The organism is Salmonirosea aquatica (assembly GCF_009296315.1).
In the GTDB taxonomy this organism is placed as follows: domain Bacteria; phylum Bacteroidota; class Bacteroidia; order Cytophagales; family Spirosomataceae; genus Salmonirosea; species Salmonirosea aquatica.
In genome coordinates this window covers 858223-883636 of sequence record NZ_WHLY01000002.1, presented here as the reverse complement: position 1 = coordinate 883636, position 25414 = coordinate 858223, and the positions used below count along the sequence as shown (strand labels likewise).

Genomic DNA, 25414 nt, shown 5'->3' with positions numbered 1-25414 from the left:
AGGCTTATCCTGTACAGAAAAATTAATAAACAAACCTGTTTGAGATGACAGAGAAGTACAGCCAGGAATTTTTTCAGGATATTCTCATTACCCTGCACGAAAATATCCGCGACTTGCAGGGTAGGAAAGTATATGCCAATGCTGAAGAGCGGGATTACCTCACGGGCAGGTTGTTCAGCTACCGTGAAATGCTGGAAATTATAAAAGATTCAGCCCGGCGCTTTGGCTACGATCCGGCGGAAATGGGGCTATGAAATTTTAGTTTTCCCCTTTTTCCCCCAACTTTGCGCATAAGCCATTATCGCCATCTATGCTATATGACAAAATAGGCATCCTCGGCGGCGGTCAGCTCGGCCTGATGCTGTTGCAGGCCGCTATCGACTGGAATCTGGACATCCACGTTCTCGACCCCGACGCCGACGCCCCGTGCAGCCGCATTGCCCCGCACTTCCAGCAAGGTTCCTTACAGGATTATGATACGGTCTATGCTTTTGGCAAAGACCTGGATGTGATTACCATCGAAATTGAGAAAGTGAATGTGGATGCGCTGGAAGCGCTGGAAAAAGAAGGCAAGCGCGTCTATCCGCAGCCTTTGGTAATCCGACAAATCCAGGATAAACGCATTCAGAAACAATTCTATCGGGTCAATAAGCTACCTACCGCCGATTTCATCCTGACGGAAAGCCGCGCCGATGTGGCAAGGTACCCTGATTTTCTTCCGGCTTTTCACAAGCTGGGAAAAGATGGCTACGACGGGCGCGGCGTTCAGCGCATCAGCTCGGAAGCAGATCTAAACAAGGCGTTCGATGCTCCCGGTCTGCTGGAAAAAGCGGTGGATTTTGAAAAAGAAATCGCCGTGATCGTGGCGCGTAATCCGGAGGGGCATATGAAGACGTTCCCGGTGGTGGAAATGGTGTTCCACCCCGAGCACAATCTGGTGGAGTACCTGTTCGCTCCCGCCGAAATTAAGGATGATGTGCGCTTCCGGGCGGAGGAAATAGCCAGCCAAACGGCTGAGGCGTTCGGCATCGTAGGTCTACTGGCCGTGGAAATGTTCGTGACAAAAGATGGCGAAATATTGATCAACGAAGTAGCACCGCGCCCGCACAACAGTGGGCATCATACCATCCGGGCCAATGCCACCTCGCAGTACGAGCAGCATTGGCGGGCCATTCTGGGTTTGCCGTTGGGCAGCACGCACCAGTACGCACCCGCTGCCATGGTGAATCTACTGGGCGAAGCAGGCTACACGGGCCCGGCCTACTACCAAGGTATGGAAACCTTGCTGGCGACCAGTGAAGTTTTTCCATTTCTTTACGGAAAAGCCATCACCAAGCCCTACCGTAAAATGGGTCACGTGACCATTATGGATGAAAATACGGAGCGCTTGAAGGAGAAGGTAGCGTTAGTACAGCGTAGTGTGAGGGTGGTCAGTGGAGAGTGGACAGTTGACAGTTGACAGTTGTTTTATTGTTATTCAATCATTTGAAATTATAAGTTTACCAGGTATAAAAATTCATACGGATAGAAGTAGGTTCACAACCGCGAAGGCACTGTCAACTCTCAACTGTCCACTGTCAACTGAAAAAATGGTCGGAATCATCATGGGTAGCATCTCGGACCGCAAGGTGATGCAGGAGGCCGCTGAGGCACTAAATGAACTGGGCGTGGCGTTTGAAATGGAGATCGTATCGGCCCACCGCACGCCGGAGCGGATGCTGGACTACGCCAAAACCGCCCGTTCACGGGGCCTGAAAGTGATCATCGCCGGTGCCGGGGGAGCGGCGCATTTACCGGGCATGGTGGCTTCACTGACGACGCTGCCCGTTATTGGGGTACCTATTCTGTCCAGCAATTCCATCGACGGCTGGGACTCGGTGCTCTCTATCCTGCAAATGCCCGGTGGGGTACCTGTAGCTACCGTCGCCCTGAATGGGGCCAAAAATGCTGGTATTCTGGCCGCGCAGATTGTGGGTACCTCCGACCAAGCGGTAGCCCGGCGGCTAGACGAGTACAAGCAAGAGCTGCAAGATAAGGTAGCGGATATGAATAAGGCTCTGAAAACGAATACCTAAGCCTGATTTGCATCTATTTCTTACCTTTGTCTGAATAGAGAACGTTTTATGCAAAAGCCATCAGCGGAAAGCCGCCCGGCCCCAGCCCCTAGTCATCAGCCAACAATGCAAGAAGAAGAAACGCCAAGAAAAAGAAATATCCGTCCCAAAGAGACTTCCAGGCTGCCCCTGATCACCCTGCTGACTTTGCTGGCCATCATTGTGGCGTTGTTTGCGGTCGGCTGGGAATACATCACGGACGATGTCACGGGATCGGAAGAAGTGACCGATATTGTGCCTGATACCACCAGCAAATTCATCCCTCCTTCGGTGGACACGGAGCCGGACCTGGCTGAACCCGAACGGGTAGAACCTGCCGAAACGAGCTTGCCCGAAGATGTAGGTACCCCCGTTGCCGTGCAGGAACCACCCGCCGAAACGCCTGCGCCTGAGAAAAAAACCGTGGATGTGGGCGGAACGGCCATTACACACACGGTGCGTCCGGGCGAAACATTCTTTGGCATCGCCAATAAGTACAATCTAAGTACCGAAACGCTGAAAGCGCTGAATCCCCAACTCAGTAATACCACCACCGATTTGAAATCGGGCGTCACTAAACTCAACGTGCGGGTACAGGCCGTGCACACCGTTGGCCCCGGCGATGTACTGCGCGTAGTAGCCAAGAAATACGGAATCAGCCTGCAGCTCCTGATGGAGGCCAATGGCAAAACCCGTAACTACTCCGAGCGCGGTGAAAAACTAATCATTCCTTTTGGGAAGAAGAAGTAAACGGCCGGTTCTGGTTTCGCTGTCGCGGTTCAGGTAGTTGTTTGTGATTGCTCGAAGCTTTTCGAGCATCCCTGTCCCTGTAATTCTGGACGCGTTGAAACTCAACCCTAAAACCCCCGTTTATGAAGGCTGCTTTCTTTACCCAATACGGTCCTCCCGAGGTTCTCTCGGTACGGGAAGTTGAAAAACCAGCGCCTAATGAGAATGAAGTATTGGTACGCGTGTATGCCACGACGGTCAACAGGACCGACTGCGCCAATCTGACCGCCCAACCCTTCATCATGCGGTTCATAAACGGGCTGACAAAGCCCAGGCAACCCATTCCGGGTACCGACTTCGCTGGCGAAATCGAGGCAATTGGCGGCAATGTGCAGTCTTTCAAAGTAGGGGATAAGGTCTGGGGTTTTGGTGATTACGGCATTAAGTCACAGGCAGAGTACCTGTGTTTTCCAGAGGGAAAAGCTATCGCCCGTTTTCCCGACAACCTTACGTATGAGCAGGCCGCTGCCAGTTTAGAAGGAGCACATTATGCCTATCACTTCATTAATAAAGTAAAGCTTAACCCCAGCCAAAAGGTACTGGTCAATGGCGCTACCGGTGCTATTGGCTCGGCGCTTCTGCAATTTCTAAAGTACCACGGGCTCTACGTTACGGCCGTCTGCAACACCAAAAATATTGGATTGATTAAATCATTAGGGGCTGATAAAATCATCGATTATACCCGGCAGGACTTCACAACGGACGATGAAAAGTATGACTTCATCTTCGATGCCGTGGGTAAAAGTACCTTTGGCCGCTGCAAGCCTTTGTTGAAAGCGAAGGGTACCTACATTTCATCAGAACTGGGACCGGGAAGTCAGAATGTTTTTCTGGCGCTTTGGGGCCTTTGGGCGAGCGGGAAAAAGGTCATTTTTCCGATCCCTTCCGATATCAGAGGGAGCATGGCTTTTATTCGGGATCTCATTGAAAAAGGGAAGTTCAGGCCCGTGATTGACAGGACGTATCCGCTTGAAGAGATTGCCGAAGCATATCGCTTTGTACTCACAGGACAGAAAACCGGCAATGTGGTGATCACGATGTAGGTACCTCCGTAGCGGCAGCTTACCGGCCTTTTCTCGTTTCCAAGGTACCCTCCCCCTTACCGTATGCGAAAGATCACAGCCTGCCTACGTACTCATGTGCATGAAGACTTTGATCAAAGTCTTTATCTGAAAGAGGCCGTGTTTCTGAGTATTCTCATCAGCATCAACTATGCCATTGAGTTGGAAGACCGGATCATCGACGCCTGGATCGGCAATCCGATCCGGATCGTCTGGTACTTTCTGCTGTACGCTACCGCCTACTATGGCGCGCTGCTGATCTGGGCCCTTCATACCAGACAAATGCTAATATTCCGAAATCGCCACGTATGGCTGTATAGCTTATTCGGACTGGCCGTTTTGGCCTGGAATGGCGGATTCTATGGGTACCAGGCGTGGAGCAAACAGCTTTTTGACGGACAAATCTACTGGTTCGCGTACTATGGGCTGTCTAACTTGTCGTCGTTGCTGACGGTCTTTCTGCCCTTAGTTCTATTTTATTTCATAGTAGACGATCAAAGTACCCGCTTTTACGGACTTTTCAAAGCCCAGCCGGTCAGTCCCTACCTGATCCTGTTGGCGGCTATGCTGCCGCTGATTGTCTGGGCTTCCTTTCAGCCCGATTTTCTGCGTACCTACCCCTCGTACCGTGACTCCGGCGCAGACGAATTTTTCGGCGTAGCGCCTTGGGTTACGGCGCTGGCCTATGAGCTTTTTATGGGTTTGATTTTATCTCAACCGAGCTACTGTTTCGGGGCTTTCTGATCATCGGCATGGCGCATTGGCTGGGCCGGGGTACCCTGTTGCCCATGGTAGTCTGCTATGCTTCCCTGCATTTTGGCAAACCCCTCGGCGAAACCATCGGTTCGGTGTTCGGAGGGTACATTCTGGGGTGATTGCACTGCACTCACGGTCGGTCTGGGGCGGGCTACTGGTACACGTGGGCATAGCCTGGGCTATGGAATTGGCCGCCTGGGTACAGTTGATGAGGTAGGCGTCGTAAAAAATCCCCCACTAGTAGGTAGCGGGGGATTTCTCAATCAACTGTCATTCATAGGGTCGGAAACCACCGCCCTCACCCCCGGGTCCGCGCTCGCCCCGTTGCCAGTCGCCCCGGGGACGATCCTGCGCCGGAGCGGGTGCTTTGCCAAAATTCCGTAGCGTGTAGGTGAACGTCAGCATGGCATATTGCGTCAGTACCCGGCTCGTTACGTCCTCCACGTAGGTTTCGGTCACATTGCGGTTGATGCTGTTGTTCTGGGCCAGGATGTCAAATACGGTCAGCTTCAGTTCGCCCTTGTTGTCTTTCAGGAATTTCTTGCCCAGGCTGGCGTTCCAGAGCGTGAAGTTCTGGTTAAAACCTGCCCCCAGGCCCCGGTACGACTGGTTGGTAATGTCCGTTTGCAAAACGAAACCTTTGCCGAAAATCCAGTTCAGCCGCGCCGAGCTCACCTGTGAGAAGTAGTTGTTATCGAGCTGTGGCTGCAGGCTGTTGCGCACGATGTTGTAGTTGCCATTAAAGGACAGCGTGAAGTCCAGTTTGGTGCTGATGTTGCTGCTCAGGACAATACCCTGTGAGATGGCGTAGTTGTTCGAAACGTTCAGTTTGTAATTGATCATACCCGGCAGACGGCTGTAATTCACCCCGGTATTCAGGTTGAAATTGGTCTTGATGGCCTTGATGGGCGAACCATAGTTGGCGAAGGTACGTACCGACCAGTTGCCATCCAGGTTGACGGGTGAAGTCAATTGCGCGCCTGGTTCCAGCTGAATGCCGTTGGGTAATATGGTGAGGCGCTGCGCCACGAAGGTAGAATTCGTAATGCTGTTGGCAGTGTAGTTGGCTGAGCCATAGATGAAAAAGTTGCGTCCCAGTTTGGTGTCCGAAGCCGAGTACCGCAGGCTGGCCCGGTGGGCGTATTCCTGTTTCAGATTCGGATTACCCGCCGTCAGGAACAAGGGATTGGTATTGTTGACTACGTTCTGCAACTGCGTGATGGACGGCTCGTTGGTAGAGGTGCGGTAAAACAGACGGAGGTTTTTGGATTGGCTGGGCCGAAACATAAAAAACGCGTTGGGTAGCAGATTGTTGAATGTTTGGTCCACCTCATTGCGGCGGGGAAACAGCTGCTGGCTGAACAGTCCGGCGCTCTGGAAGTCTACCCCCACCGAACCTGTGACTTTCTTTTTGTTGCCCCGCAATGACACCCCGGCCCGATGCGTGAGGTACTGGTTGTCGAACGTATTGGATAACAGTGTATCCAGGCGAGAGTACCCCCGTTCGCTATCAGTAAAGTTATACGTCTGGCTTTTGGAATCGCTGTTGCTCAACGATAAGTTGTAGCTTAGCTGCAGCTGAATCGTTTTGCTTAGGGGCTCCGTATAGTTCACATTGGCTCCCAGCCGCATATTGTCCGATTTGGTATTAGATATTTGGTCGATAGTATCGCTGGGATTGCGGGTGGACGTGTAGTACTGATTGAGCGCGTACAGGGAACCATCGCTACTGCGGTTATTGACATTGCCCGAAAGATTGACCGAAAAGGTACGGCCGACTTTGGCAAACTTATGCCGCCACAACAAGGAGTTGGTGGAACTCAGCGCATTACTATGGCTATACTTGTCGTTGTTGGTTTCGTTCAGCGGGGTGCCCTCGGCCGATGTGGTAGCGCCGATACGTAGCGTGGTGGCCTGGTTGTCCTGCCAGTTGACGCTGGGCGAGAAAATGATTGTATTGTTTTTGTTGATACTGTATTCAAACCGGAAATTGATGCGGTGATTCAGGTTGGTGTTCGCGTAGCTGTTTTGCTCTTTATAGAATTGACTGCCGTTGCTCAGGAAAGTCTCCCGGTTGGTGGTTTGAGTATTGGCATTGCCCGATCGGTTGAAAAAATAGCTGCCCGTCACGTCCAGTTTTTCGCCCCATTTGTCGGTATAGTTGAGTCCGAAAGCGCTGGTATTGGTAATCCCGTTTTGCTGGCCAACCAGGAAGTTTCCGGCGTTACCACCACCGCCAAAGCCACCGCCTCCACCGCCGCCGCGACCACCCCGGCCTCCACCGCCGCCCCCAGCACTACCCAGTACCCCCGCCAAATCCTGCGAAGCGAAGTTCTGCTGGTTGATGTTGTTGGAAAGCCCGATGATGGAAATACGTTTTTGCTTGCCGAAGATGTTGAGGTTTCCGCCGGTCATGTAGCGGTCGTCGCTGCCGTACCCGGCAAACGCTTTGCCGAATTTACCGGCGTTGCGGTCCGCCCGGGTCACGATGTTGATGGTTTTCTGGGCGTTGCCGTCGTCGAAGCCCGTCAATTGCGCCTGATCGCTCTGCCGGTCAAAAACCTCGATCTTATCCACGATTTCAGCGGGTAGGTTTTTGAGCGCCAGGGTAGCGTCATCGCCAAAGAATTGCTTGCCGTCGACCAGTACACGTTGTACCTTTTCGCCCTGGGCCTGCACCTCGCCATTTACGACGGCGATACCCGGCATTTTCTGGATCAAATCCTCTACGTTAGCATCGGGATTGGTTTTGAAAGCCGCCGCGTTAAATTGCGTCGTATCGCCCTTCATCTGCGACTGCTGAATTTGCCCCACTACCTGTACCTCTTTCAGATCCTGGGCCGCTTCTGTCAGGATCAGGTTCCCCAGATCGGTAAGGGGGTCCTTGATTTCAACAGACTTCTGGACATCGTGGTAGCTAAGGTAGGTAACTTTAAGAGCGTATTTTTGGGGACTCAAGCCCGTAAACTCGAACTTTCCGTCGAGGTTGGTGGTGGTGTAGATCGGCTTGGCCGTTGAGCCCGGCACTTCCACACTCACATAGGCACCTACTACGGGACTTTGGGCGACACTATCCACCACCGTTCCGATGAGCCGGTAGTTCTGAGCGCGGACTGTTTGCAAAGTCAAACAGAGGATGGCGAATAAAAAGGAGAATAGGATCTTTTTCATGGGGATCTGATGAGGTAGTTTCGCCGGATTTGATTTATGAAATTACAGGCGGTTTAACTGGTACTACCGACTACTCGACTAAATGGAACTTTTGACCGATGAAAAAGGAATTTGGCTCTATACTTTGGCTACTATTTTCAGAGCGGAATTCGCCAATGGGCCTGTTTTTGTAGTGTATTCAGTTGTGCTGGTCCTTTTTTGCTGAAGGGTGGGGCAGATCAGCATTCGTTTTCATTTCCGCAAACCTTTAGCCCTGTACCCTGTTTATTTCTTCATGCAAAACGACAAAAAACAACCTGAATCGACGACCCTCGTGCGATTTGGAAATAAGAAGATAATTCCTGACCTGTTGCGGGAAGAAATCCTGCTGGCGCTGTCGTACTACCCCGAATTGCTGCATACGCACATCGAGTTTGTCATTCTCAGCCCCAGTATCAAGAAATCGATCATGCAGGCGCAGCCGCTGATCTCTACCCTTTTTCGGACTCGGGCCGAGCGGGGCTATGTCATTAAAATCAGCCGTTACTTCCAAGGCGATTCGCATCTGCTCCCAATCGAAACCATTCCCCAAAATATCCTGATCGGGTGGGTTGGACACGAATTAGGTCATATTATGGACTACCTCGACCGGTCGGTGTGGTCGATGGCCCGCTACGGGCTAGGGTACCTCTTTTCAAGAAGGTACCTCATGCAGGCTGAACGCACCGCCGACTTACACGCCATCAGTCACGGGTTGGGGGAGAAAATCATTGCGACCAAAAACTTCATCCTCGACCACGCCCACCTGCCCGAGCGCTATAAAGAAAAAATCCGGCGACTGTATGTATCGCCGGAAGAAACGGTTTTGCTGGTAGAGGAATACGAGAAAAAGCTGTGAACTCGCCGCATCTAGGACAGCGTATGCTCTTTGACGAAGGTTTCGAATTCCAGAAAATCCTCTTCTTTCATTACTTTGGGCATCTTGGCTTGTCCGCCTTTCTGCTTGGTATGCTCATTCCAGTTGTGGAACATATCCGTCGGAATTACAAAAGCCTCCACACCTTTAAGTGCCTTACTGCGGGCCACGTCGTAGTTTTTGTTGGAAGCCCGTAGCTTTTCGTCCAAAAGCTGCGCCACATCATGCGGTTCGTGGCAGGGGTCGTCGCTGCCCAGGTACCATCGGTTGATGTACTCGCCGTCGTCGCGCCGTACGGCGGATACCGTAAACTCGGTGATCGCGATGCCTTTTTCGTCGCATAGGGCCTGCACCGCATCCTGCATTTTATTGACGGGTAGCTGCTCGCCCACTACATTAAGATAAAATTTGGTGCGGCCGCTGATGATGATTTCGCCGCGCTCCACGTCGGTAAACTGTACCGTATCACCGATCATGTACCGCCATGCGCCCGAAACTGTGGAAATGAGCAGCACATAATCTACGCCTTCGGTCACTTCGCGGCTGTTGAGCACAGGTGCATCCGGCCGCACGGTACCATCGTCGGCCATGAAACGATCCTGAAAAGGTACGAACTCAAAGTAGATGCCGTTGTTGAGTACCAACTTCATGGCCTTGGTTTCGGGTCTGGCCTGAAACGCCAGAAAACCCTCAGAAGCCAGGTAGGTATCGATGTAAATAAGCGGATGGGCCATCAGCTTATTCAGGTTCGGAATGTAGGGTTCCAGTGCCACGCCACCCGAAGTGTACACGAGCAGGTTGGGCCAGATATCGTGAATGGTCTTAAGACCGTGGTATTCGATGACTTTCTTGAGCATCAGCTCGATCCAGGACGGAATGCCCGACAGCGCACCGATGTCCCACTTGGGGGCTTCCTGCGCGATACGCTCCACACGCTCGTCCCAGTTTTTGATGGACGATATTTCCTTGCCCGGCTTATAATAGAATTCAAACCAGCCCGGAATGTTACTGGCGCTAATGCCGCTGATTTCCCCTTCCAGGTGGCCGTCCACTTCTTTCAGATCGGTGCTGGAACCCAGCATTAGGATTTCTTTCTCAAAAAAAGCAGGCGGCATGTCGTATTCCGACAAGGCCAGTACCTGCCCGATGCCCGCCCGGCGGATAGCCGAGATCATGTCGTCGGTGACGGGAATGTACTTGCTGGCGCTCGTAGTGCCCGAACTAACGGCGAAGTAATCGGGGGTACCCGGCCAAGTGACGTCGGCTTCTCCGGCCAGGGTACGGTGCCACCAGTGCGTGTGAATCTTGTCGTAATCGTGGGTAGGTACGCTCTCGGCAAAAGTCTTGAAGAGTGTATCGCTTTTCAGGATTTGGGCAAAATTATAATGTTTGCCGAAAGCGGTATTCTGCGCAGTTTCCAGCAGATTGCGCAGCACTTTTTCCTGCTCTTCAACGGGTGAATCGTAACTGGTGAGGGCTTCGCCGAGTTCTACGGCCTTTTTTATAAAACTACCTAGTAGGGGCATGAAGTTGCGTATTTGAATGGAAAATGAAACAACCACAGTCCTTAAAAAAGCATGCCTTACTTACAGAGGTACCCCGCCGAGGTGCTTATCAAAGAAAAAAAGCCCACCGCAACGGATAAACCATTCGTTGCGGTGGGCTTTTGAAAAATGCAGGAAAAAGGTACCCTGCTATTTGTTTTTGCCGTAGGTACACAGTGAGTTATCCGCCTTCACGTAGTACGACTTGAAGTTGGTGGCCTTGGGGTCCATGCAGCCTTTCAGGTTTAGTAATTCTACTTTGCGGAACTCCACCGGGTGGCTCTCGCTTTGCAGCGAAATGGAGCCCTCGGTCAGGAGCTTGCCATCGGACTTTTGGGCTGGATTGAAACTACTGACGTTGCCGCCGCCGATTTGGGGTTTGGTGTATTCCAGTACTTTTTCGCCATTGACAAAATGCTGGATCAGTGAATCGCCGAGCACCAGTACTTCGGCCCGTACCCACTGATCGCCGTTGTAGGTTTTGGAGGTAGAGTTGATGCAGTGCCGCGTGTCGAGCTTGCCATTGTACACCACATTGGTGCCGGGCGTGCAAAGGTTGCAGGTAGGACGCTCGCCCTTGTCGAGTCCGCCCAGAAGCTGCACTTCGATCGAAATCGGGAAATCCTGGTCTTTGCCCATCGAAGCGGCCGTTTGCCCGTGCACCATGATGCCACTGTTGCGCTGGGCCCAGCCCTCGCCACCGGGAGGCTGCTCGCCCACGAAGCGGTACTCGGTCACGATGCGGTAGTAGGAAAAATTTTCTTTGTAAAATAAGTGGCCGTACTTCTGCTTGAAATTGTCGTAGGCATCGTAGCGCGTCACGATCTTGCCATCCTCGACCCGAAACGTATTACCAAAATTATCGTTGAGGTCGTAGCCCCGGATTTTGATGTCCCAGCCCGTGAGATCTTTGCCGTTGAAGAGTTGCTTCCATTCTTCTTTATCCGGGCTGGATTTTTTTTGTGCCGGAGCCATGCACGAAGCCAGTAAAAGCAGAATCAGGGGGAATACGTTTTTCATAAAAGGATAAAGTTAGGAGTAAAGCAGGAACAAACCTGGGCATTAAAAGTAAAGCAAATCCCTCAAATCCCAAGTGAGTTTTCTACTTTTGACCACGGAAAAGGGATCATGCAATGCCATTTTCCCGGATACCCCGGTACTCTTTTGAACACATGGTTTTACCCGATTCGTTTCTGAAAACCAATTGAAAAAAACAAAAAAAGGCCATTCGGAAGACTTCTTCGGCGATTACCGCGACTTCTGGTGGAACGAGAGTTTTCTGAAGCTGCTGGCCCGGCGTCTGGGTCTGGAAAACTGCCACAGCCTGCTGGATGTGGGTTGCGGCCAATGCCATTGGAGCAAACTCTTGGTGAACTACCTGGGTACCTCGGAAATCGAGCCCACACGGGTATGCGGGGTGGATAGCGACCGGAAATGGGTCAAGGGTACCCCCGCATTGCGTGCTTACTTCGCGGACAAAGGCGTGGAGTTTGAATTGAAAAAGGCCAACGCCGACGCCCTGCCGTACCCTGACGATACGTTCGATCTGGTAACCTGCCAGACGCTGCTCATTCATGTGCCCCAGCCCAAAGAAGTACTCGCCGAAATGAAACGAGTGCTCAAGCCGGGAGGTACCATCCTGTGCGTGGAGCCTAACAATCTGGTGCAGAGTCTAACGCGCAGTTCCATTTCCAGCAACGACCCCATCGACGAAGTGCTGGACCACGTGAAGTACGCGTTACTTTTCGAGCGGGGAAAGAAAAAACTGGGGCAGGGCGACAACTCTCTGGGCGACCTGGTACCCGGCATGCTGGCGCAGGCGGGCTTCGAAAATATCGACGTGCGCCTTTCTGACAAGGCCATCGCCATGTACCCTCCCTACGACACCCCCGAACAACGCGCCACCATGCAGCAGTGGCGTACCGCCGACCGCTGGACGACCGACGAATTCAGCGATTACGACTACTTCAAAACGCTCGGGCCGGAGTCCCTCGCATTCTATGAAGAATACCTCCGCAAGTACGCGCACCTGAGCGAACGTACCGAGCGCTACATCCACGCCCAGAAGTACCACGCGGCGGGCGGGGCTATGATGTACGTCGTGTCGGGTACGAAGAGAGCTGACAGTTGACAGTGGAGAGTTGACAGTTATTCATTCTCCCAAATCATTCCACAATTTTGCTACCATCTGCGACGCACTAACCGACAGATCGGCGGGCAGCAGGTATAGGGGTAGGTGCGGCTCGTACCGGTGGGGCGGGGGAGCCGAACTGAAGTCAGGGGTTTGGGGATAGATCAGCCCGAGTTTCACCGTTCCCTCTTCGGTCAGGTAGCGCTGCCCGTAGGCGTACAGTTGATACAGATCACTTTGGGCAAGGTGGCTGATGTGCGAGCTGCTGCCCTGTACCAGTTTCCATTTCGTATCCAGAATCCATACGTCATTTCCCCGCCGTACCACCACGTCGGGCCGCAGTCGGTGTGTGGCTTTACCCGCAAAATCGAACAGCAAGTGGTAGGCGGATTCCTGGATACTCAGCCGGAATTCCGGGGGTAGGTACCTTCTAAGGCTGATCGCCACGTAGCTTTCAAATAGACGTTGGGTAGGAAACAACAGGCCGGGCAGGCGGTTTTTGCCTTCGGTCAGGCCGGGGGCATACCCACCCAGCAGCCATTCGACCCAGGGCCACAACCAAGCATACGACTGGAAGGTACGGTCAAGGCGACGGGCCAGAGCCAAATCTTTACGCCAGTCGAGGGTATCCGGTATTTCATCCAGCACAAACAGATATTGCCGTACCCGTCGAGCAGAGCCACCTCCGCTCAAACGTCGTAGACTGGCTTTCAGCAGGCGGTTGGGCGGATTGTTGCGGGTACGTTCGTCAAAGGCCACGGGTAGTCGCTCGGGGTGCATGGCCAATGCGAATGGGTTTTGGCTAAGCCGTAGTTTGCCTTTGACAAAAGGCAACTCCTCCTCCACGGTTCGGTAGTCGGTCTGTAAGCCACGATGTAGCAGCTTTTCGGCATTTTGTAAAAAAAGCGCGGTCAAAACCTCGGGCATCGGAAAGCGGACCAACTGACTGAACTGAGATTCGGGCAGTGGGTGTGGAAACAGGTCGGGTACAGAGAGCAGCATCCGCAACAGGGAAGTTCGGGCGGCGATTACAGCCTCAGGGGTAAGATCCTGGGAAGTTTTTGGCAAAATTTCGATCGCGACCGACGGCGTGGCTTGTAACAGCCCCACGTAGGGTCCCACGCGCAGGTACTCCCACCCGCGCTGCACGAAATACCGCAGAATCGGCTCGGCATCATCGCGCAGGGCATAGGTCCTAAGTGCCTCAAAAGCCGCTTTCGGTAGCAAAATCGCGGCCGGGTCGCCGGGCTGGCAGGCAAGGAGGCTCTGTTCGGTGGCCTGGTGAAGCATGGGTTAGGGGAAAAGCGGGAAAAAGCTTATTTTTGGTTTAGTTTGTAATATAAATCAAACCCTCGGTTATGAAACATCTCTCAGATAAAAAATGGCTGACTGGCCTGGCTGCGCTGGCCATCAGTATTTCGATAGCCACGGCACAGAACTGGCAAGCCGCCGAACCACTCAATTTGCCTACCCAACGGCACGAAAGTGCCATGACCGAGGCTAATGGAAAACTATATCTACTTGGGGGTCGGGGCGTAAAGCCCATCGATGTGTACGATCCCAAAAAGGATACCTGGACTACCAAAGCCATGGCTCCTCTTGAAATGAGCCACTTTCAGGCGATCAGCTATAAAGGTGAAGTGTACGTGGTCGGGGCTTTCACGGGCAGCTACCCCCACGAAACACCCATTCCGGCGATGTACATTTATAATCCCGAGCGCGACGAATGGCGCAAAGGGCCGGAGGTACCTACAGATCGCCTGCGCGGTTCCGCCGGGGCTTTTGTACATAATGACAAGATCTACGTCGTGTGCGGGATTCAGGACGGGCACTGGGATGGACAGGTAGCGTGGTTCGATGAATTTGATCCCAAAACCAATACCTGGCGCAAACTACCCGACGCCCCCCGTCCGCGCGACCACGTGTCGGTGGCAATGGTAGGCGATAAATTATACGTAGCGGGGGGACGGCTTTCAACGGCCAAAATCAATCAGGTCCTCAACCGTACCATCCCCGAGGTGGACGTATATGATTTCAAAACCAACGCATGGACCACTCTGCCCGCAGACCAGAACCTACCTACCCTCCGGGCCGGCAACATGGCCGTGGCGCATGGCAATAAAGTGCTGATTATTGGTGGCGAAAGCGACAAGCAGGTACCCGCCCACAGTGAGGTGGAAGCCTATAATCCCAAAACCGAAAAGTGGGAGAAAATGCCGATGCTGATTCAGGGGCGGCACGGTACGGGGGCCGTAGCGATGAACGGCAAGGTGTACGTCGTGGCCGGTTCGGCCAATCGCGGCGGCGGACCGGAGCTGAATTCGATGGAGATTTTGGTGAAGTAGTTTTGGTGGTTGGCTATTAAATTTGAATTGTTTTGTATGATTTTACTGAACTTTATTTAGTGAAAGTTTCTGGAAATACTGGGAAGTTAGTATTGAATTGTCGCTACTCGGAAAAAGCTTCTGTGGATAATTACGGCATTAGAAATACTATTTATTTTTATAAGGTAAAAATAAATATAAAACTTTCAGATATTTACTAGTTGGGTATAACACATAAAAAATGAATAATTTATCCGAAAGACACCATTATATACCAAAATTTTATGCAAAAGGCTTTTTAGATGAAGATAAAAAATTTTATGTCTACGACAAATATAAAGATGAAGTAAAGAAAAAGAAAACTTCACCGAAAGAGATCTTTTACGAATGGAATAGAAATACAATCAGTTCGAGAAGTGGAAGTATAGATTTGATAGAAGATTACTATGGCTTTTTAGATTCTGACTGTGCAGAAGTGATTCGAAATTTAAGAGAAAAACCGAATGAAGATGGAATTCAAACAGATGAAACAATTGCTTTACTAAGGTTCTTCATAATAAGCTTGTTTTGGAGAGTCCCAAAATCAGATTTTGCAGCAATAGATTATTTTAGTAGAGCGAAAACGACTTTTATCGATACGGAAACAGGAGAAATTGTAGATAAGACAGAATTAGAGAAGAAGATAAAGTCTGACCCAAACTATTTAAAATTTCTCAGACCCAATTTTTCGCTTGAAATTATAAAAAACGTAGCTATCTCTAATAAGAGTAGCTCAACTTCACAGCTATTTGGATTTAATAAGGATATTTTTTTAACTGGGGATTATCCTATTCTATTTAGGAAAATGCCTTCTCAGGTAGATGAATTATTAAATGGAGATTACATTTTACCCATTTCATCAAAAAGAATTTATAGAATAACAAAGAAAAAAATAGAAATGACATTTTCCCTTGAAAATGCTATTGATTTTAACGCTTTATTGATTGAACAAAGTAAGTTTTATGTATGTGGACCAGATAGGGATTTCTTGGAAAAGTGCATAAGATATTGGAAGGCAGTTAAGTCGAATGGAATACTTTGGAACTTGCCAAATAGTTTGTTTAAATCATATTTAGATAGGTATTAATTGTAAATAAGTTAGTTACAGTTTTTTCTTCACCGTGGTCTGAGTCCTCTCAGAGCTTGCAGATGTGTTATGTCAAATAACTTTTCCAAAGCGCTAAAAAAAACAAACTCTATGCCCAAATACCTCCTGGGAATTCTTCTAACCTTTTTCTCAATCAGCCTCTTGGCTCAGGTACCTACCTTCACGCATCAGGATAGCCTGCGCGGGGCCATCACGCCCGAGCGCGCCTGGTGGGATTTGACCTATTACCACCTGGACATCAGCGCCAATCCGGCGGATAGTAGCATCGAGGGTAGCAACACGGTGCATTACAAAGTATTGAAACCCTACCAGACCATGCAAATCGACCTGCAACCCCCGCTGGCGATCAGCAAGGTCGTACAGGATGGAAAGGAGTTAACCTACCGCCGCGATGGCAATGCGTATTTTATTACGCTACAAAAACCACAGAAGGTAGGTCAGAAGGAATCGGTCGAGGTATTCTATTCCGGCAGGCCCCAAATCGCCAAGAATCCACCTTGGGAAGGTGGGGTGCAGTGGGTGCGCGACAGTCAGGGTACCCCCTTCGTGGCTACCTCGTGCCAGGGCCTGGGCAGTAGCGTGTGGTGGCCCTGCAAGGATCACATGTACGACGAAACCGACAGCATGTTGATCAGCATCAGGGTACCTAAGCCGCTGATGGACGTATCCAACGGTCGCCTTCGTAAAGTCACCGAAAACGCCGACGGCAGCCGTACCTTTGACTGGTTTGTGAACAATCCGATCAACAACTACGGCGTGAATATGAACCTGGCCGACTACGCGAGTTGGAAGGAAACCTACGATGGCGAAAAAGGAAAACTCGACCTGAGCTACTACGCTCTGCCCGCCGACCTGGTCAAAGCCAAGGAGCAGTTCAAGCAGGTACCTTTTATGCTGAAAGCCTTCGAGCATTGGTTTGGGCCGTACCCTTTCTACGAGGATGGCTACAAACTGGTGCAGGTACCCTACCTCGGCATGGAGCACCAAAGCTCGGTGACCTACGGCAACGGCTTCATGAATGGCTACCGGGGGCGCGATTTGTCGGGTACGGGCTGGGGCCTGAAATGGGATTTCATCATCGTCCATGAAAGTGGCCATGAGTGGTTTGCCAACAACATCACCTACAAGGACGTGGCCGATATGTGGGTGCACGAAAGCTTCACCAACTACTCCGAAAACCTCTTTACTGAATATTACTACGGCAAAGAAGCCGGTGCCGACTATGTAATAGGTACCCGCAAACTGATCAAAAACGAAAGTCCGATCGTGGGGATTTACGGCGTCAATCACGAGGGCTCGGGCGATATGTATTACAAGGGCGGCAACATGCTGCATACGATCCGGCAGATCGTGAACGACGACGAAAAATGGCGGGCCATGCTGCGCGGACTGAACAAGACGTTCTACCACCAAACCGTCGACGGCTCCCAGATCGAACAGTACCTGAGCCAGCAGGCGGGCCGGGATTTGAGTAAAATTTTCGATCAGTACCTGCGCGATATCCGTATTCCCCGGCTGGAATATTCCTTTGCCGGAAAAACCCTGAAATACCGCTGGGCCAACGTGGTACCCGGCTTCGACATGCCCGTGAAAATTACGCTGGCAGGTAGCGATGCCGCACAGTTTATCTACCCGACCACCTCCTGGAAAACCCTGAAAACCAAAGGTGAAACTTCACTGACCATCGACCGGAATTTTTACGTAACCGGGGTGGCGGTGGAGGAATAATCGGTTAAATTTGCGGAATTCACCAAATAGTATTTGAAATGAATCTACTCACCCGAATTACCATAGATCCGCTTATTTGCCACGGCAAACCCTGCATCAGGGGCATGCGCTGGCCTGTCGAAGTAATCCTGGATATGCTGGGGGCGGATATGACTTTTGAAGAAATTCTGGAAGATCATCCTGAGTTGGAGCGTGACGATATTTTAGCCTGCCTGCAATTTGCCAGCCGTACAGTAGCTGGCAAATCACTCCCGATTGCTGCATGAAAGCACTTTGCGATGTTCACATTGCCTTCAAAGTAGTCTATTTCCTGCAAAAAAATGGTATTGAAACAAAGCACGTGAATGAGTTGCCCAATGGCTGTTTTACCGCTGACCCAGAAATTTGTGACTTTGCAGATCAGGGTGATTATGTGATGATCACCAAAGATGCTGATTTTCTGGATTCGTTTTTACTTCAGAAATCTCCCAGGAAACTATTGAAGATTAATTTGGGCAATATAACTACCTCTAGATTGATAGCTATACTGGAGGAAAATATCGATTATTTAAAAAGCTTCTTTGAAACGAATGAGGGGTGCATAGAAATTTACAGTGATAGAATATTTGCTTATAAACCCAACTAGTTCAGTGCCAAATTTAAGAATGACCTACTCTTCTAAGCCATTTTTTGTGCTTTTGATCTTGACTTTCCTTACGGGCTTCGCTTACGCCCAAACCTTCACCAACCCGCTCCTGCCCAACGGCGCCGATCCGTGGGTGACCTACGAAGGCGGGTACTACTACTACACCAATACCGTCGGGAATCGGCTCATTTTGTACAAAACCCAAAACCTGGCGGAGCTGGGCCAGGTGCAGCCCAAAACCGTATGGACACCGCCTGCCACCGGGCCCAATTCCAAGGATATCTGGGCACCTGAACTCCACCGTCTTGACGGCAAGTGGTACCTCTACTACACCGCCACCGACCAGGCCAAGCCCGGCGATATGAACCGCTACGTGTTTGTGCTGGAAAATGCGTCGGCCGATCCGCTGCAGGGTACCTGGGTGGATAAAGGAAAGATGAATACGAAGTTTACGGGATTGGATGGGTCCATCATGACGCACAAGGGCCAGCGGTACTTTCTATACTCGGCATACGACGGTCCGCAGAGTGTGCTCCATATCGTGAAAATGAAAAACCCCTGGACGCTCACAGGATCGGAAGTGACCATTGCCCGCCCTACCCACGACTGGGAAAAGTACGACGGTCGTGAGATCTGCGAAGGCCCCGAATTTCTGCAACGTGACGACAAAAGTCCACTCTGCATTGTATACTCCGCCTCGGCCTGCTGGGACGATAATTATTCCCTTGGTCTGCTCACGGCCCCGGCCAACGCCGATCCAATGAACGCCGCCGCCTGGATAAAGACACCAAAACCGGTCTTTGAGAAATCAGAGGCCAACGGCGTGTACGGACCGGGTCATAATGGTTTTTTCAAAACCAAAAACGGTCAGAATTGGCTAGTCTACCACGCCAAGTCGGTTGCGAATAAAGCCTGCCGGGAACGCAATCCGCGCATGCAGCCCTTCGGCTGGAACGCTGACGGTACTCCCGATTTTGGCGTGCCGGTAGCGACGACAGAGAAGCTGAAGGTACCTGAAAACTGAGGAGGTCTATTCCTTTCACAACCACTTTCCCAACGCCCGCATGCTCTCTACGTTATGCGCCGGGGCAAACACATCCACATGGGGTAGAGCCGCCTGCATGGCGGCGGTTCGGGGTTCGTAACCGGCTCGCCCGGCCAGAGGATTGAGCCAGATGACCTTACGGGATTTTTGCTGAATGCGCTGCATAGTCTCAGCCAAGGTACCCGTGTCACGGGTGTCATCGGTGTCCCAGCCATCGCTCAAAATCACGACGATGGTTTCGCGGTTGAGTAGCTTGCCGTAGTCGGTTACGAAGGTGTGCAGGCTCCCCCCGATGCGGGTACCCCCCGACCAGCCCGTTTCGCTTTCGGCCAGTTTTTTGAGGGCTTCCTGAAAATTCTGCTGCTTCAATTCCGCCGTGACGCGGTGCAGGTCGGTACTGAACACGAATGTTTCGATGCGCCGGAACACGTTCTGGAAAGCGTAGAGGAATTGAATCAAAAACGCGCTGTACAAATCCATCGACTTACTCACGTCAGCCAGCACCACGAGCCGCATCCGGTTGCGGCGGGGGCGCTTGTAGGCCAGGTCTATGAGTTCGCCACCCCGGCGGAGGTTGCGGCGCAGGGTACCCCGCAAATCAAACGCTTTGGCGTGCAGGGTTTTTTCCCGGCGGCGGTTCACTTTTCGCGCCAGCGCCAGCGATACTTCGCGCAGTAACCGTTCGAGGTCGGCGAGTTGGTCGGCGGGGATGAGCGAAAAATCCTGGTGGCTCAGCGATTCGGTCGGGGAGTAGGTGGCTGTTTCGGTTTCTTCGGTGTTGCGGTTACCGTTCAGCCACGATTTCAGGGCGTTGAAAGACGGTTGCGTATTTTTCTGGTACTTCGATCGTTGGCTTTCGTCGTCCTTGATCTTGCTGTCCAGCGCATTTTCCAATTCCCGCCAGTATCTCTCAAAAAGTACCTTAAACTCCGCCACTTCCTGCACCGAGCGCGTCAGGCTCACCTGCAACGCCAGCGCAAAGGTACCCCGGTCGTTCAGCGTGACCAGCGCCGCCGCCCGCAGGGCCGTGGCCTCTTCCTCCGGCCCAATGCGGAAACCGTAGGCGCGGAGGTAGCGGCAGAAGGCTACGACGTTGGCGACGAGGTCAGTGTGGCGCTGAATCAATTGTGAATTTTGAATGAGTGGTTGAGTGAATATTTCCAGACTTAGTCTTGCCTCCTTACAACTCCTCAATCTTCGACACTACTCCCATTTTTTCATACAACTCACTCAGCGACAACTGGGCGGTGCGGGTGTCTTTCCAATCTTTCAGGATGACGCCCAGGGTTTGTTCGATGATTTCCTGGGGCAGGTGATCGAAATGCAGCGTGGAGAGGGCGGTAGCCCAGTCGAGAGTTTCGGCGATGCCGGGCGTTTTTTCCAAGCGCAGTTGGCGGAGTTCCTGCATGAAGCGGCAGATTTGTTCGGCTAGTTGCGCTGAAATCTGAGGTACCTTGCCCCGCACGATCGCCAATTCCTTCTCGTAGTCGGGATAGTCGATCCAGAGGTACAAGCATCGGCGGCGCAACGCCTCCGACAATTCCCGCACGCGGTTGCCCGTCACAATCACCTGCGGAATGTGCGTGGCCCGGATGGTACCTATTTCGGGAATCGTAATCTGCCAGTCGGAAAGTACTTCCAGTAAAAAACTCTCGAATTCCTCATCGGCGCGGTCTACCTCGTCGATCAGCAGGACCGGGGATTTGTGGTGCGTGATCGCTTGCAGCAGGGGCCGCTTCATCAGGAACTTCTCTCCGAAAATCTCTTCCTCCAAAGCATCCACCGCGCCGGGAGTACCTTGCCGTGTTTCCAGCATTTTGAGGTGCAGCAACTGCCGCTGGTAGTTCCACTCGTATAGCGCGTGGGAGGCATCGAGGCCCTCGTAGCACTGCAACCGGATGAGGTCGGTATCCAGTGCCCGGGCCATCACCTTGGCAATCTCGGTTTTACCAACCCCCGCCGGTCCTTCGATCAGCAGGGGTTTTTGCAATTGCATCGATAGGTACACCGCCATCGTTACCGCGGGCTCCGTGATGTAGCCCTGCGTTTTCAGTAAGTCGGCGATGTGGGGAAGATCGGGGATCAATTTTAGCGTGGAGTAAGGGGTTAAACGGTTAAAGGTAAACGGTTAAGGACGTTTTTAGAAAAGGCACAGGACGCCGCTTGACCTTTTACCATTCACCTTTCTACCCAAAATCATACCAAGGCCATCAACGCTCGCTTGCAATACACCCGCGCCAAATGCAGGCGGTACTCTTCTGAGGCGTAATGGTCGGCGTTGATGTTTTGGCCTTCGGCGGCCTGGGCCGCGGCGGCCTCGAGGGTACCTTCCGACCAGTCCGTGATGGCTGCTTCCACGGTATGGTCGCGGAAGGGGGCATCGGCTACGCCCGTAAAGGCCACGCGCGCCGAGCCGTCGGGCAGGCGCGCGGCGGCGCAGCCCACAATGGCAAAGCGGGAGGCGGGTTGGGTGAATTTCTGGTAGGTCATGCGGGTACCTTCCGCCGGAATGGGAAAACGGATTTGGGTCAGGATGTCGCCGTCTTCCAGCGCGGTGGAGTAAAAGCCCGTGAAAAAGTCGTCGCCCCCAATGCGCCGTTCGCCGGTTTTGTTCCGTACCACAATGGTGCAGCCCGCCGCCAGAATCATCGCGGGCCAGTCGGCCGACGGATCGGCGTGGGCCAGGCTACCCCCCATGGTACCCTTGTACCGAATCATGGGATCGCCCACCGCGGCGGCACCTTTGGACAGCATGGGCAGGTGCTCTTGGATAATTTCCGAGTCCATGATTTCGCGGTGGGTGGCCGCGCCGCCGATGACGACTTCGCCATCTTCCACTTTAATTTCTTTCAAAGCCGGAATCCGGGCAATGTCTACGAGTTTGTCGGGCGCACTCAGGCGGAGTTTGAGGGCTGGGATCAGGCTATGGCCGCCCGCCAGGAGCTTGACGTTGTCGCCCAGTTGGTCCAGGGCCTCCTCGATGGTATCGGGCCGGCTATATTCAAAGGGATATGAGATCATAAGTAGTTCATTTTCAATTTTAAACTTTCAATTTTCCATTTTCAATTGTTTTGCATGGCCCGCCACACGCGCTCACCGGTTAGGGGCATGGCGATGTCCTTGACCTGATAGCCGCCGCTCCACAGGGCGTCGATCACGGCGTTGACGACGGCGGGTGTGGAGCCGATGCATCCCGCTTCACCGGCGCCTTTTACACCCAATGGATTATGTGGACAAGGCGTTATCTGCCGATCCACTTCGAACATGGGCAGGTCGTCGGCGCGGGGCATGGCGTAATCCATGTAGGAGCCGTTGGTCAGCTGTCCGTTTTCGTCGTAAATAGCGCCTTCCAGCAACGCCTGTCCGATGCCCTGCGCCAGCCCGCCGTGAATTTGTCCATCCACGATCATAGGATTGATGACATTGCCTACGTCATCCACGGCGATGAAGCGCCTGAGCCTGACCTTGCCGGTTTCTTTGTCCACCTCCACCACGGCAATGTGGCAGCCGAAGGGGTAGGTGAAATTGGCCGGATCGTAGAAGCTCGAGAAATCCATGCCCGGCTCGAGCCCTTCGGGGTACACGTGCGGGATGTAGGCGGTCAGGGCGACGTCGCCGAAACTGATGGATTGATCGGTACCTTTCACTGTCCATTTTCCTTCGGCGAATTCCAGATCGTCGGCAGCGCATTCTAGTTTGTGCGCAGCGATTTTCGCACCCTTTTCCAGTACCTTATCAATGCTTTTGACGATAGCCGAACCCCCTACCGCCAAACTCCGCGAACCGTAGGTGCCCATGCCGAAGGCTACGGCGTCGGAGTCGCCGTGCACAATGTCCACGTCCTCCATCGGAATCCCGAATTTGTCAGCAACGATTTGGGCAAAAGTCGTTTCGTGGCCTTGACCGTGCGAATGCGAACCCGAGAAAACGCTTACCTTGCCCGTAGGCTGCACCCGTACCTGCGCCGATTCGTACAGGCCGGCCCGCGCGCCCAGTGCCCCCACCACCGCCGAAGGAGCGATGCCGCAGGCTTCGATATAAGTTGAAAAACCCACGCCCAGTAGCTTGCCATTCTGGGCGGCTTCCTTTTGTTCTTTCCGGAAATTCCCGTAATCCAGCATTTCTACGGCCCGCTCCAGCACACCGTGGTAGTTGCCCGAATCGTATTGCAGGGCCACCTGGGTTTGATAGCCCGGCTGTTCCACGCCATCAAAGGCGGGGATGAAATTGCGTTTGCGCAATTCTACGGGGTCTTTGCCCATTTCCAGCGCGGCCAGGTCCATCAGGCGTTCCAGCAGGTAGGTAGCCTCGGGCCGACCGGCACCCCGGTAGGCGTCCACAGCCACGGTATGCGTAAACACGCCGTACAACTCGATGTGAATTTTTGGGGTCGTGTAGAGTCCCTGCAACAGGGTACCATGCAGGAAGGTAGGTACCACCGGGCCAAACGTGGATAAGTACGCGCCAAGATTAGCGTAAGTCTTGATGCGCAGCGCCGTGACGTTACCCTCGGCATCGAAGCCCATTTCGGCTTTGCTGACGTGGTCGCGGCCGTGGGCATCGAGCATAAAGGCCTCGGAGCGCGTTTCGGTCCACTTGATGGGGCGTTTGATTTTTTGTGAAGCCCAGGTGACGAGCGCTTCTTCGGTATAATGGAAAATTTTGGAACCAAAGCCACCGCCTACATCCGGGCCCAGCACGCGCACTTTGTGTTCGGGGATACCCAGCACGAAAGCGCACATCAGCAACCGGATCAGGTGCGGATTCTGGGTAGAGGTGTAGAGCGTATACTTGTCGGTCGCTTCGTCGTAGTGTCCGATGTAGGAACGCGGCTCGATAGCGTTGGGAACCATGCGCTGATTGATGAAATCCAGCGTCGTGACGTGGGCTGAGGCCTCAATAGCGGCATCCACTTCACTGATCGGATTGCCCAATTCCCAGTCGAAAGCCAGGTTGCCGGGCGCACTGTCGTGAACGAGCGTGGCCCCATCCTGCGTGGCTTTGAAGGCGTCGGTCACGGCGGGGAGGTCTTCCCAGTCCACTACCACGGCCTCCGCAGCGTCTACTGCTTGAGCGTACGTCTCGGCTATGACTACCGCCACCGGATCGCCGATGTGCTTGGCGGTACTGCTCGTGGCGATCAGCAGCGGATGAGGTGGTTCCTTCATGGTGTCGCCATTTCTGAAATTAATAACCCAGCCGGTAGGTACCCCCCCGATGCCCGAGGCCTTGATATCGTCGCCGGTGAAGATGGCTACGACGCCAGGCATTTCTAGTGCTTCTGCACTTTCGATGCTCAGTACTTTGGCGTGGGCGTAGGGGCTGCGCACAAAGGCCGCGTAGGTCATGCCTACTAGTTTGATATCATCGGTATAGCGGCCTTTTCCGGTAATGAAGCGCTTGTCCTCGACCCGCTTCACGGATTGGCCGATGTATTTAGTATTGCTCATGGGTTTGCTTTTGGATGAGTGACCGGGTGGCCGGTGCGATGAGAGAATAAATGATTCAGGGTACAGGTACACTGGTATAGAGTACTTGATCTTATGAGGTCAAGTCATGGAATAGATTAGGATTCTATTATTCAAAACCCTATCACTCTACCATGATCTCTTTCTTCATTGCTTCTGCGGCCCATTGCACGCTTCGCACAATGTTATGGTACCCCGTGCAACGGCAGAAGTTGCCTTCCAGGCCATGACGAATGTCTGATTCGGTGGGGTCGGGATTTTGATTCAGCAAGTCCACGGCGGTCATGATCATGCCCGTGGTACAAAAGCCGCACTGCAACCCGTGGCATTCCTTGAAGCCCGCCTGCACAGGGTGTAGTTGCCCGTCGGTGGCGAGGCCTTCGATGGTAGTGATTTCGCAGCCGTCGGCTTGAACGGCCAGGATGGAGCAGGATTTGACGGCCATGCCGTCCATATGGATGGTACAGGAACCGCAGCTGCTGGTATCGCAGCCGATGTGGGTACCCGTCAGGCTCAGTTGCTCGCGCAGGTAGTGAGCCAGGAGCGTCCGGGGTTCTACCTCGTGGGAGTGTACTTTGCCATTGACTTTTACGGTGATTTGGGTCATGTTTTTTGGGTTAAGGGTTAGTAAATGTTT

24 protein-coding genes are annotated in these 25414 nt (G+C 52.6%); 15 read left to right on the top strand and 9 right to left on the bottom strand.

The features are described from left to right. The first annotated feature begins 44 nt into the window (after window positions 1-44). The 7 genes from GBK04_RS04740 to GBK04_RS30335 all read left to right on the top strand — a co-directional run bounded on the left by GBK04_RS04740 (window position 45) and on the right by GBK04_RS30335 (window position 4818). Window positions 45-254 carry a hypothetical protein gene (locus GBK04_RS04740; RefSeq protein ID WP_152757312.1) on the top strand — a complete coding sequence of 70 codons (210 nt, stop codon included), beginning with the start codon at window positions 45-47 and terminating at the stop codon, window positions 252-254. Window positions 255-310: 56 nt separating this feature from the next. Continuing rightward, on the top strand, window positions 311-1459 hold the full coding sequence (locus GBK04_RS04735) for a 5-(carboxyamino)imidazole ribonucleotide synthase (protein WP_152757310.1): 1149 nt from the start codon (window positions 311-313) through the stop codon (window positions 1457-1459). 130 nt (window positions 1460-1589) lie between these two features. Beyond that, window positions 1590-2075 (top strand): 5-(carboxyamino)imidazole ribonucleotide mutase, encoded by a 486-nt coding sequence (gene purE, locus GBK04_RS04730; protein WP_152757308.1) that lies wholly within the window; start codon window positions 1590-1592, stop codon window positions 2073-2075. Between the two features lie 105 nt (window positions 2076-2180). Further along, window positions 2181-2843, top strand: a complete 663-nt coding sequence (locus GBK04_RS04725; protein WP_152757306.1) for a LysM peptidoglycan-binding domain-containing protein — start codon at window positions 2181-2183, stop codon at window positions 2841-2843. A gap of 122 nt (window positions 2844-2965) precedes the next feature. Beyond that, complete coding sequence (locus GBK04_RS04720; RefSeq protein WP_152757304.1) at window positions 2966-3925, top strand: NAD(P)-dependent alcohol dehydrogenase; 960 nt, start codon at window positions 2966-2968, stop codon at window positions 3923-3925. 63 nt (window positions 3926-3988) lie between these two features. Further along, complete coding sequence (locus GBK04_RS04715; protein WP_373330714.1) at window positions 3989-4687, top strand: CPBP family intramembrane glutamate endopeptidase; 699 nt, start codon at window positions 3989-3991, stop codon at window positions 4685-4687. An 8-nt stretch (window positions 4688-4695) separates the two neighbouring features. Further along, window positions 4696-4818 carry a hypothetical protein gene (locus GBK04_RS30335; RefSeq protein ID WP_373330713.1) on the top strand — a complete coding sequence of 41 codons (123 nt, stop codon included), beginning with the start codon at window positions 4696-4698 and terminating at the stop codon, window positions 4816-4818. A gap of 151 nt (window positions 4819-4969) precedes the next feature. Here GBK04_RS30335 and GBK04_RS04710 read toward each other — a convergent pair whose 3' ends face one another. Beyond that, window positions 4970-7870 carry an outer membrane beta-barrel protein gene (locus GBK04_RS04710; protein WP_152757302.1) on the bottom strand — a complete coding sequence of 967 codons (2901 nt, stop codon included), beginning with the start codon at window positions 7868-7870 and terminating at the stop codon, window positions 4970-4972. Window positions 7871-8144: 274 nt separating this feature from the next. Between GBK04_RS04710 and GBK04_RS04705 the strand changes: the two genes are divergently transcribed. Further along, the gene (locus GBK04_RS04705) at window positions 8145-8747 is read left to right on the top strand and encodes a hypothetical protein (protein WP_152757301.1); all 603 of its coding nucleotides are present in this window, start codon (window positions 8145-8147) and stop codon (window positions 8745-8747) included. An 11-nt stretch (window positions 8748-8758) separates the two neighbouring features. Here GBK04_RS04705 and GBK04_RS04700 read toward each other — a convergent pair whose 3' ends face one another. Both GBK04_RS04700 and GBK04_RS04695 read right to left on the bottom strand, forming a co-directional pair. Continuing rightward, window positions 8759-10291, bottom strand: coding sequence for a GH3 family acyl-acid amido synthetase (locus GBK04_RS04700; RefSeq protein ID WP_152757299.1), 1533 nt, complete (start codon window positions 10289-10291; stop codon window positions 8759-8761). Window positions 10292-10459: 168 nt separating this feature from the next. Further along, window positions 10460-11329 carry a 3-keto-disaccharide hydrolase gene (locus GBK04_RS04695; RefSeq protein WP_152757297.1) on the bottom strand — a complete coding sequence of 290 codons (870 nt, stop codon included), beginning with the start codon at window positions 11327-11329 and terminating at the stop codon, window positions 10460-10462. Between the two features lie 184 nt (window positions 11330-11513). Here GBK04_RS04695 and GBK04_RS04690 point away from each other — a divergent pair, with 184 nt between their 5' ends. Beyond that, the gene (locus GBK04_RS04690) at window positions 11514-12440 is read left to right on the top strand and encodes a class I SAM-dependent methyltransferase (RefSeq protein ID WP_152757294.1); all 927 of its coding nucleotides are present in this window, start codon (window positions 11514-11516) and stop codon (window positions 12438-12440) included. 21 nt (window positions 12441-12461) lie between these two features. Here the strand turns inward: GBK04_RS04690 and GBK04_RS04685 are convergent, their stop codons facing one another. Next, entirely contained in the window at window positions 12462-13730 is a 1269-nt protein-coding gene (locus tag GBK04_RS04685; protein ID WP_152757292.1) for an McrC family protein, read from the bottom strand. 68 nt (window positions 13731-13798) lie between these two features. On the opposite strand from GBK04_RS04685, the gene GBK04_RS04680 reads away from it, so the two are divergent. The 6 genes from GBK04_RS04680 (at window position 13799) to GBK04_RS04655 (ending at window position 19288) form a co-directional block, all read left to right on the top strand. Then, on the top strand, window positions 13799-14785 hold the full coding sequence (locus GBK04_RS04680; protein ID WP_152757290.1) for a Kelch repeat-containing protein: 987 nt from the start codon (window positions 13799-13801) through the stop codon (window positions 14783-14785). A 220-nt stretch (window positions 14786-15005) separates the two neighbouring features. Continuing rightward, window positions 15006-15890 (top strand): DUF4238 domain-containing protein, encoded by an 885-nt coding sequence (locus GBK04_RS04675; protein WP_152757288.1) that lies wholly within the window; start codon window positions 15006-15008, stop codon window positions 15888-15890. Between the two features lie 111 nt (window positions 15891-16001). Beyond that, the gene (locus tag GBK04_RS04670) at window positions 16002-17639 is read left to right on the top strand and encodes a M1 family metallopeptidase (RefSeq protein ID WP_152757286.1); all 1638 of its coding nucleotides are present in this window, start codon (window positions 16002-16004) and stop codon (window positions 17637-17639) included. 38 nt (window positions 17640-17677) lie between these two features. Then, the gene (locus tag GBK04_RS04665) at window positions 17678-17905 is read left to right on the top strand and encodes a DUF433 domain-containing protein (RefSeq protein WP_152757284.1); all 228 of its coding nucleotides are present in this window, start codon (window positions 17678-17680) and stop codon (window positions 17903-17905) included. Then, a complete protein-coding gene (locus GBK04_RS04660; RefSeq protein WP_152757282.1) occupies window positions 17902-18264 on the top strand; it encodes a DUF5615 family PIN-like protein in 363 nt (120 codons plus the stop codon). Before GBK04_RS04665 ends, GBK04_RS04660 begins: the two co-directional genes overlap by 4 nt. A gap of 19 nt (window positions 18265-18283) precedes the next feature. Next, a complete protein-coding gene (locus tag GBK04_RS04655; RefSeq protein WP_152765869.1) occupies window positions 18284-19288 on the top strand; it encodes a glycoside hydrolase family 43 protein in 1005 nt (334 codons plus the stop codon). A 15-nt stretch (window positions 19289-19303) separates the two neighbouring features. Here the strand turns inward: GBK04_RS04655 and GBK04_RS04650 are convergent, their stop codons facing one another. From GBK04_RS04650 to GBK04_RS04630, 5 genes are all read right to left on the bottom strand, one after another. Further along, the gene (locus GBK04_RS04650; RefSeq protein ID WP_152757280.1) at window positions 19304-20434 is read right to left on the bottom strand and encodes a vWA domain-containing protein; all 1131 of its coding nucleotides are present in this window, start codon (window positions 20432-20434) and stop codon (window positions 19304-19306) included. A gap of 55 nt (window positions 20435-20489) precedes the next feature. Beyond that, a complete protein-coding gene (locus tag GBK04_RS04645; RefSeq protein WP_373330712.1) occupies window positions 20490-21395 on the bottom strand; it encodes an AAA family ATPase in 906 nt (301 codons plus the stop codon). Window positions 21396-21505: 110 nt separating this feature from the next. Beyond that, window positions 21506-22330, bottom strand: a complete 825-nt coding sequence (locus tag GBK04_RS04640; RefSeq protein WP_152757278.1) for an FAD binding domain-containing protein — start codon at window positions 22328-22330, stop codon at window positions 21506-21508. Window positions 22331-22371: 41 nt separating this feature from the next. After that, window positions 22372-24759, bottom strand: coding sequence for a xanthine dehydrogenase family protein molybdopterin-binding subunit (locus GBK04_RS04635; protein WP_152757276.1), 2388 nt, complete (start codon window positions 24757-24759; stop codon window positions 22372-22374). 142 nt (window positions 24760-24901) lie between these two features. Beyond that, entirely contained in the window at window positions 24902-25384 is a 483-nt protein-coding gene (locus tag GBK04_RS04630) for a (2Fe-2S)-binding protein (RefSeq protein WP_152757274.1), read from the bottom strand. Window positions 25385-25414 lie beyond the last annotated feature (30 nt).

What these genes read in the sequence shown, in the direction of transcription:
- GBK04_RS04665 (WP_152757284.1), top strand. Translation starts at nt 17,678, where the DNA reads ATGAATCTACTCACCCGAATTACCATAGATCCGCTTATTTGCCACGGC.
- GBK04_RS04705 (WP_152757301.1), top strand. Translation starts at nt 8,145, where the DNA reads ATGCAAAACGACAAAAAACAACCTGAATCGACGACCCTCGTGCGATTT.
- GBK04_RS04725 (WP_152757306.1), top strand. Translation starts at nt 2,181, where the DNA reads ATGCAAGAAGAAGAAACGCCAAGAAAAAGAAATATCCGTCCCAAAGAG.
- GBK04_RS04660 (WP_152757282.1), top strand. Translation starts at nt 17,902, where the DNA reads ATGAAAGCACTTTGCGATGTTCACATTGCCTTCAAAGTAGTCTATTTC.
- GBK04_RS04695 (WP_152757297.1), bottom strand. Translation starts at nt 11,329, where the DNA reads ATGAAAAACGTATTCCCCCTGATTCTGCTTTTACTGGCTTCGTGCATG.
- GBK04_RS04735 (WP_152757310.1), top strand. Translation starts at nt 311, where the DNA reads ATGCTATATGACAAAATAGGCATCCTCGGCGGCGGTCAGCTCGGCCTG.
- GBK04_RS04670 (WP_152757286.1), top strand. Translation starts at nt 16,002, where the DNA reads ATGCCCAAATACCTCCTGGGAATTCTTCTAACCTTTTTCTCAATCAGC.
- purE (WP_152757308.1), top strand. Translation starts at nt 1,590, where the DNA reads ATGGTCGGAATCATCATGGGTAGCATCTCGGACCGCAAGGTGATGCAG.
- GBK04_RS04680 (WP_152757290.1), top strand. Translation starts at nt 13,799, where the DNA reads ATGAAACATCTCTCAGATAAAAAATGGCTGACTGGCCTGGCTGCGCTG.
- GBK04_RS04640 (WP_152757278.1), bottom strand. Translation starts at nt 22,330, where the DNA reads ATGATCTCATATCCCTTTGAATATAGCCGGCCCGATACCATCGAGGAG.
- GBK04_RS04710 (WP_152757302.1), bottom strand. Translation starts at nt 7,870, where the DNA reads ATGAAAAAGATCCTATTCTCCTTTTTATTCGCCATCCTCTGTTTGACT.
- GBK04_RS04715 (WP_373330714.1), top strand. Translation starts at nt 3,989, where the DNA reads ATGCGAAAGATCACAGCCTGCCTACGTACTCATGTGCATGAAGACTTT.
- GBK04_RS04740 (WP_152757312.1), top strand. Translation starts at nt 45, where the DNA reads ATGACAGAGAAGTACAGCCAGGAATTTTTTCAGGATATTCTCATTACC.
- GBK04_RS04635 (WP_152757276.1), bottom strand. Translation starts at nt 24,759, where the DNA reads ATGAGCAATACTAAATACATCGGCCAATCCGTGAAGCGGGTCGAGGAC.
- GBK04_RS04700 (WP_152757299.1), bottom strand. Translation starts at nt 10,291, where the DNA reads ATGCCCCTACTAGGTAGTTTTATAAAAAAGGCCGTAGAACTCGGCGAA.
- GBK04_RS04630 (WP_152757274.1), bottom strand. Translation starts at nt 25,384, where the DNA reads ATGACCCAAATCACCGTAAAAGTCAATGGCAAAGTACACTCCCACGAG.
- GBK04_RS04685 (WP_152757292.1), bottom strand. Translation starts at nt 13,730, where the DNA reads ATGCTTCACCAGGCCACCGAACAGAGCCTCCTTGCCTGCCAGCCCGGC.
- GBK04_RS04655 (WP_152765869.1), top strand. Translation starts at nt 18,284, where the DNA reads ATGACCTACTCTTCTAAGCCATTTTTTGTGCTTTTGATCTTGACTTTC.
- GBK04_RS04675 (WP_152757288.1), top strand. Translation starts at nt 15,006, where the DNA reads ATGAATAATTTATCCGAAAGACACCATTATATACCAAAATTTTATGCA.
- GBK04_RS30335 (WP_373330713.1), top strand. Translation starts at nt 4,696, where the DNA reads ATGGCGCATTGGCTGGGCCGGGGTACCCTGTTGCCCATGGTAGTCTGC.
- GBK04_RS04720 (WP_152757304.1), top strand. Translation starts at nt 2,966, where the DNA reads ATGAAGGCTGCTTTCTTTACCCAATACGGTCCTCCCGAGGTTCTCTCG.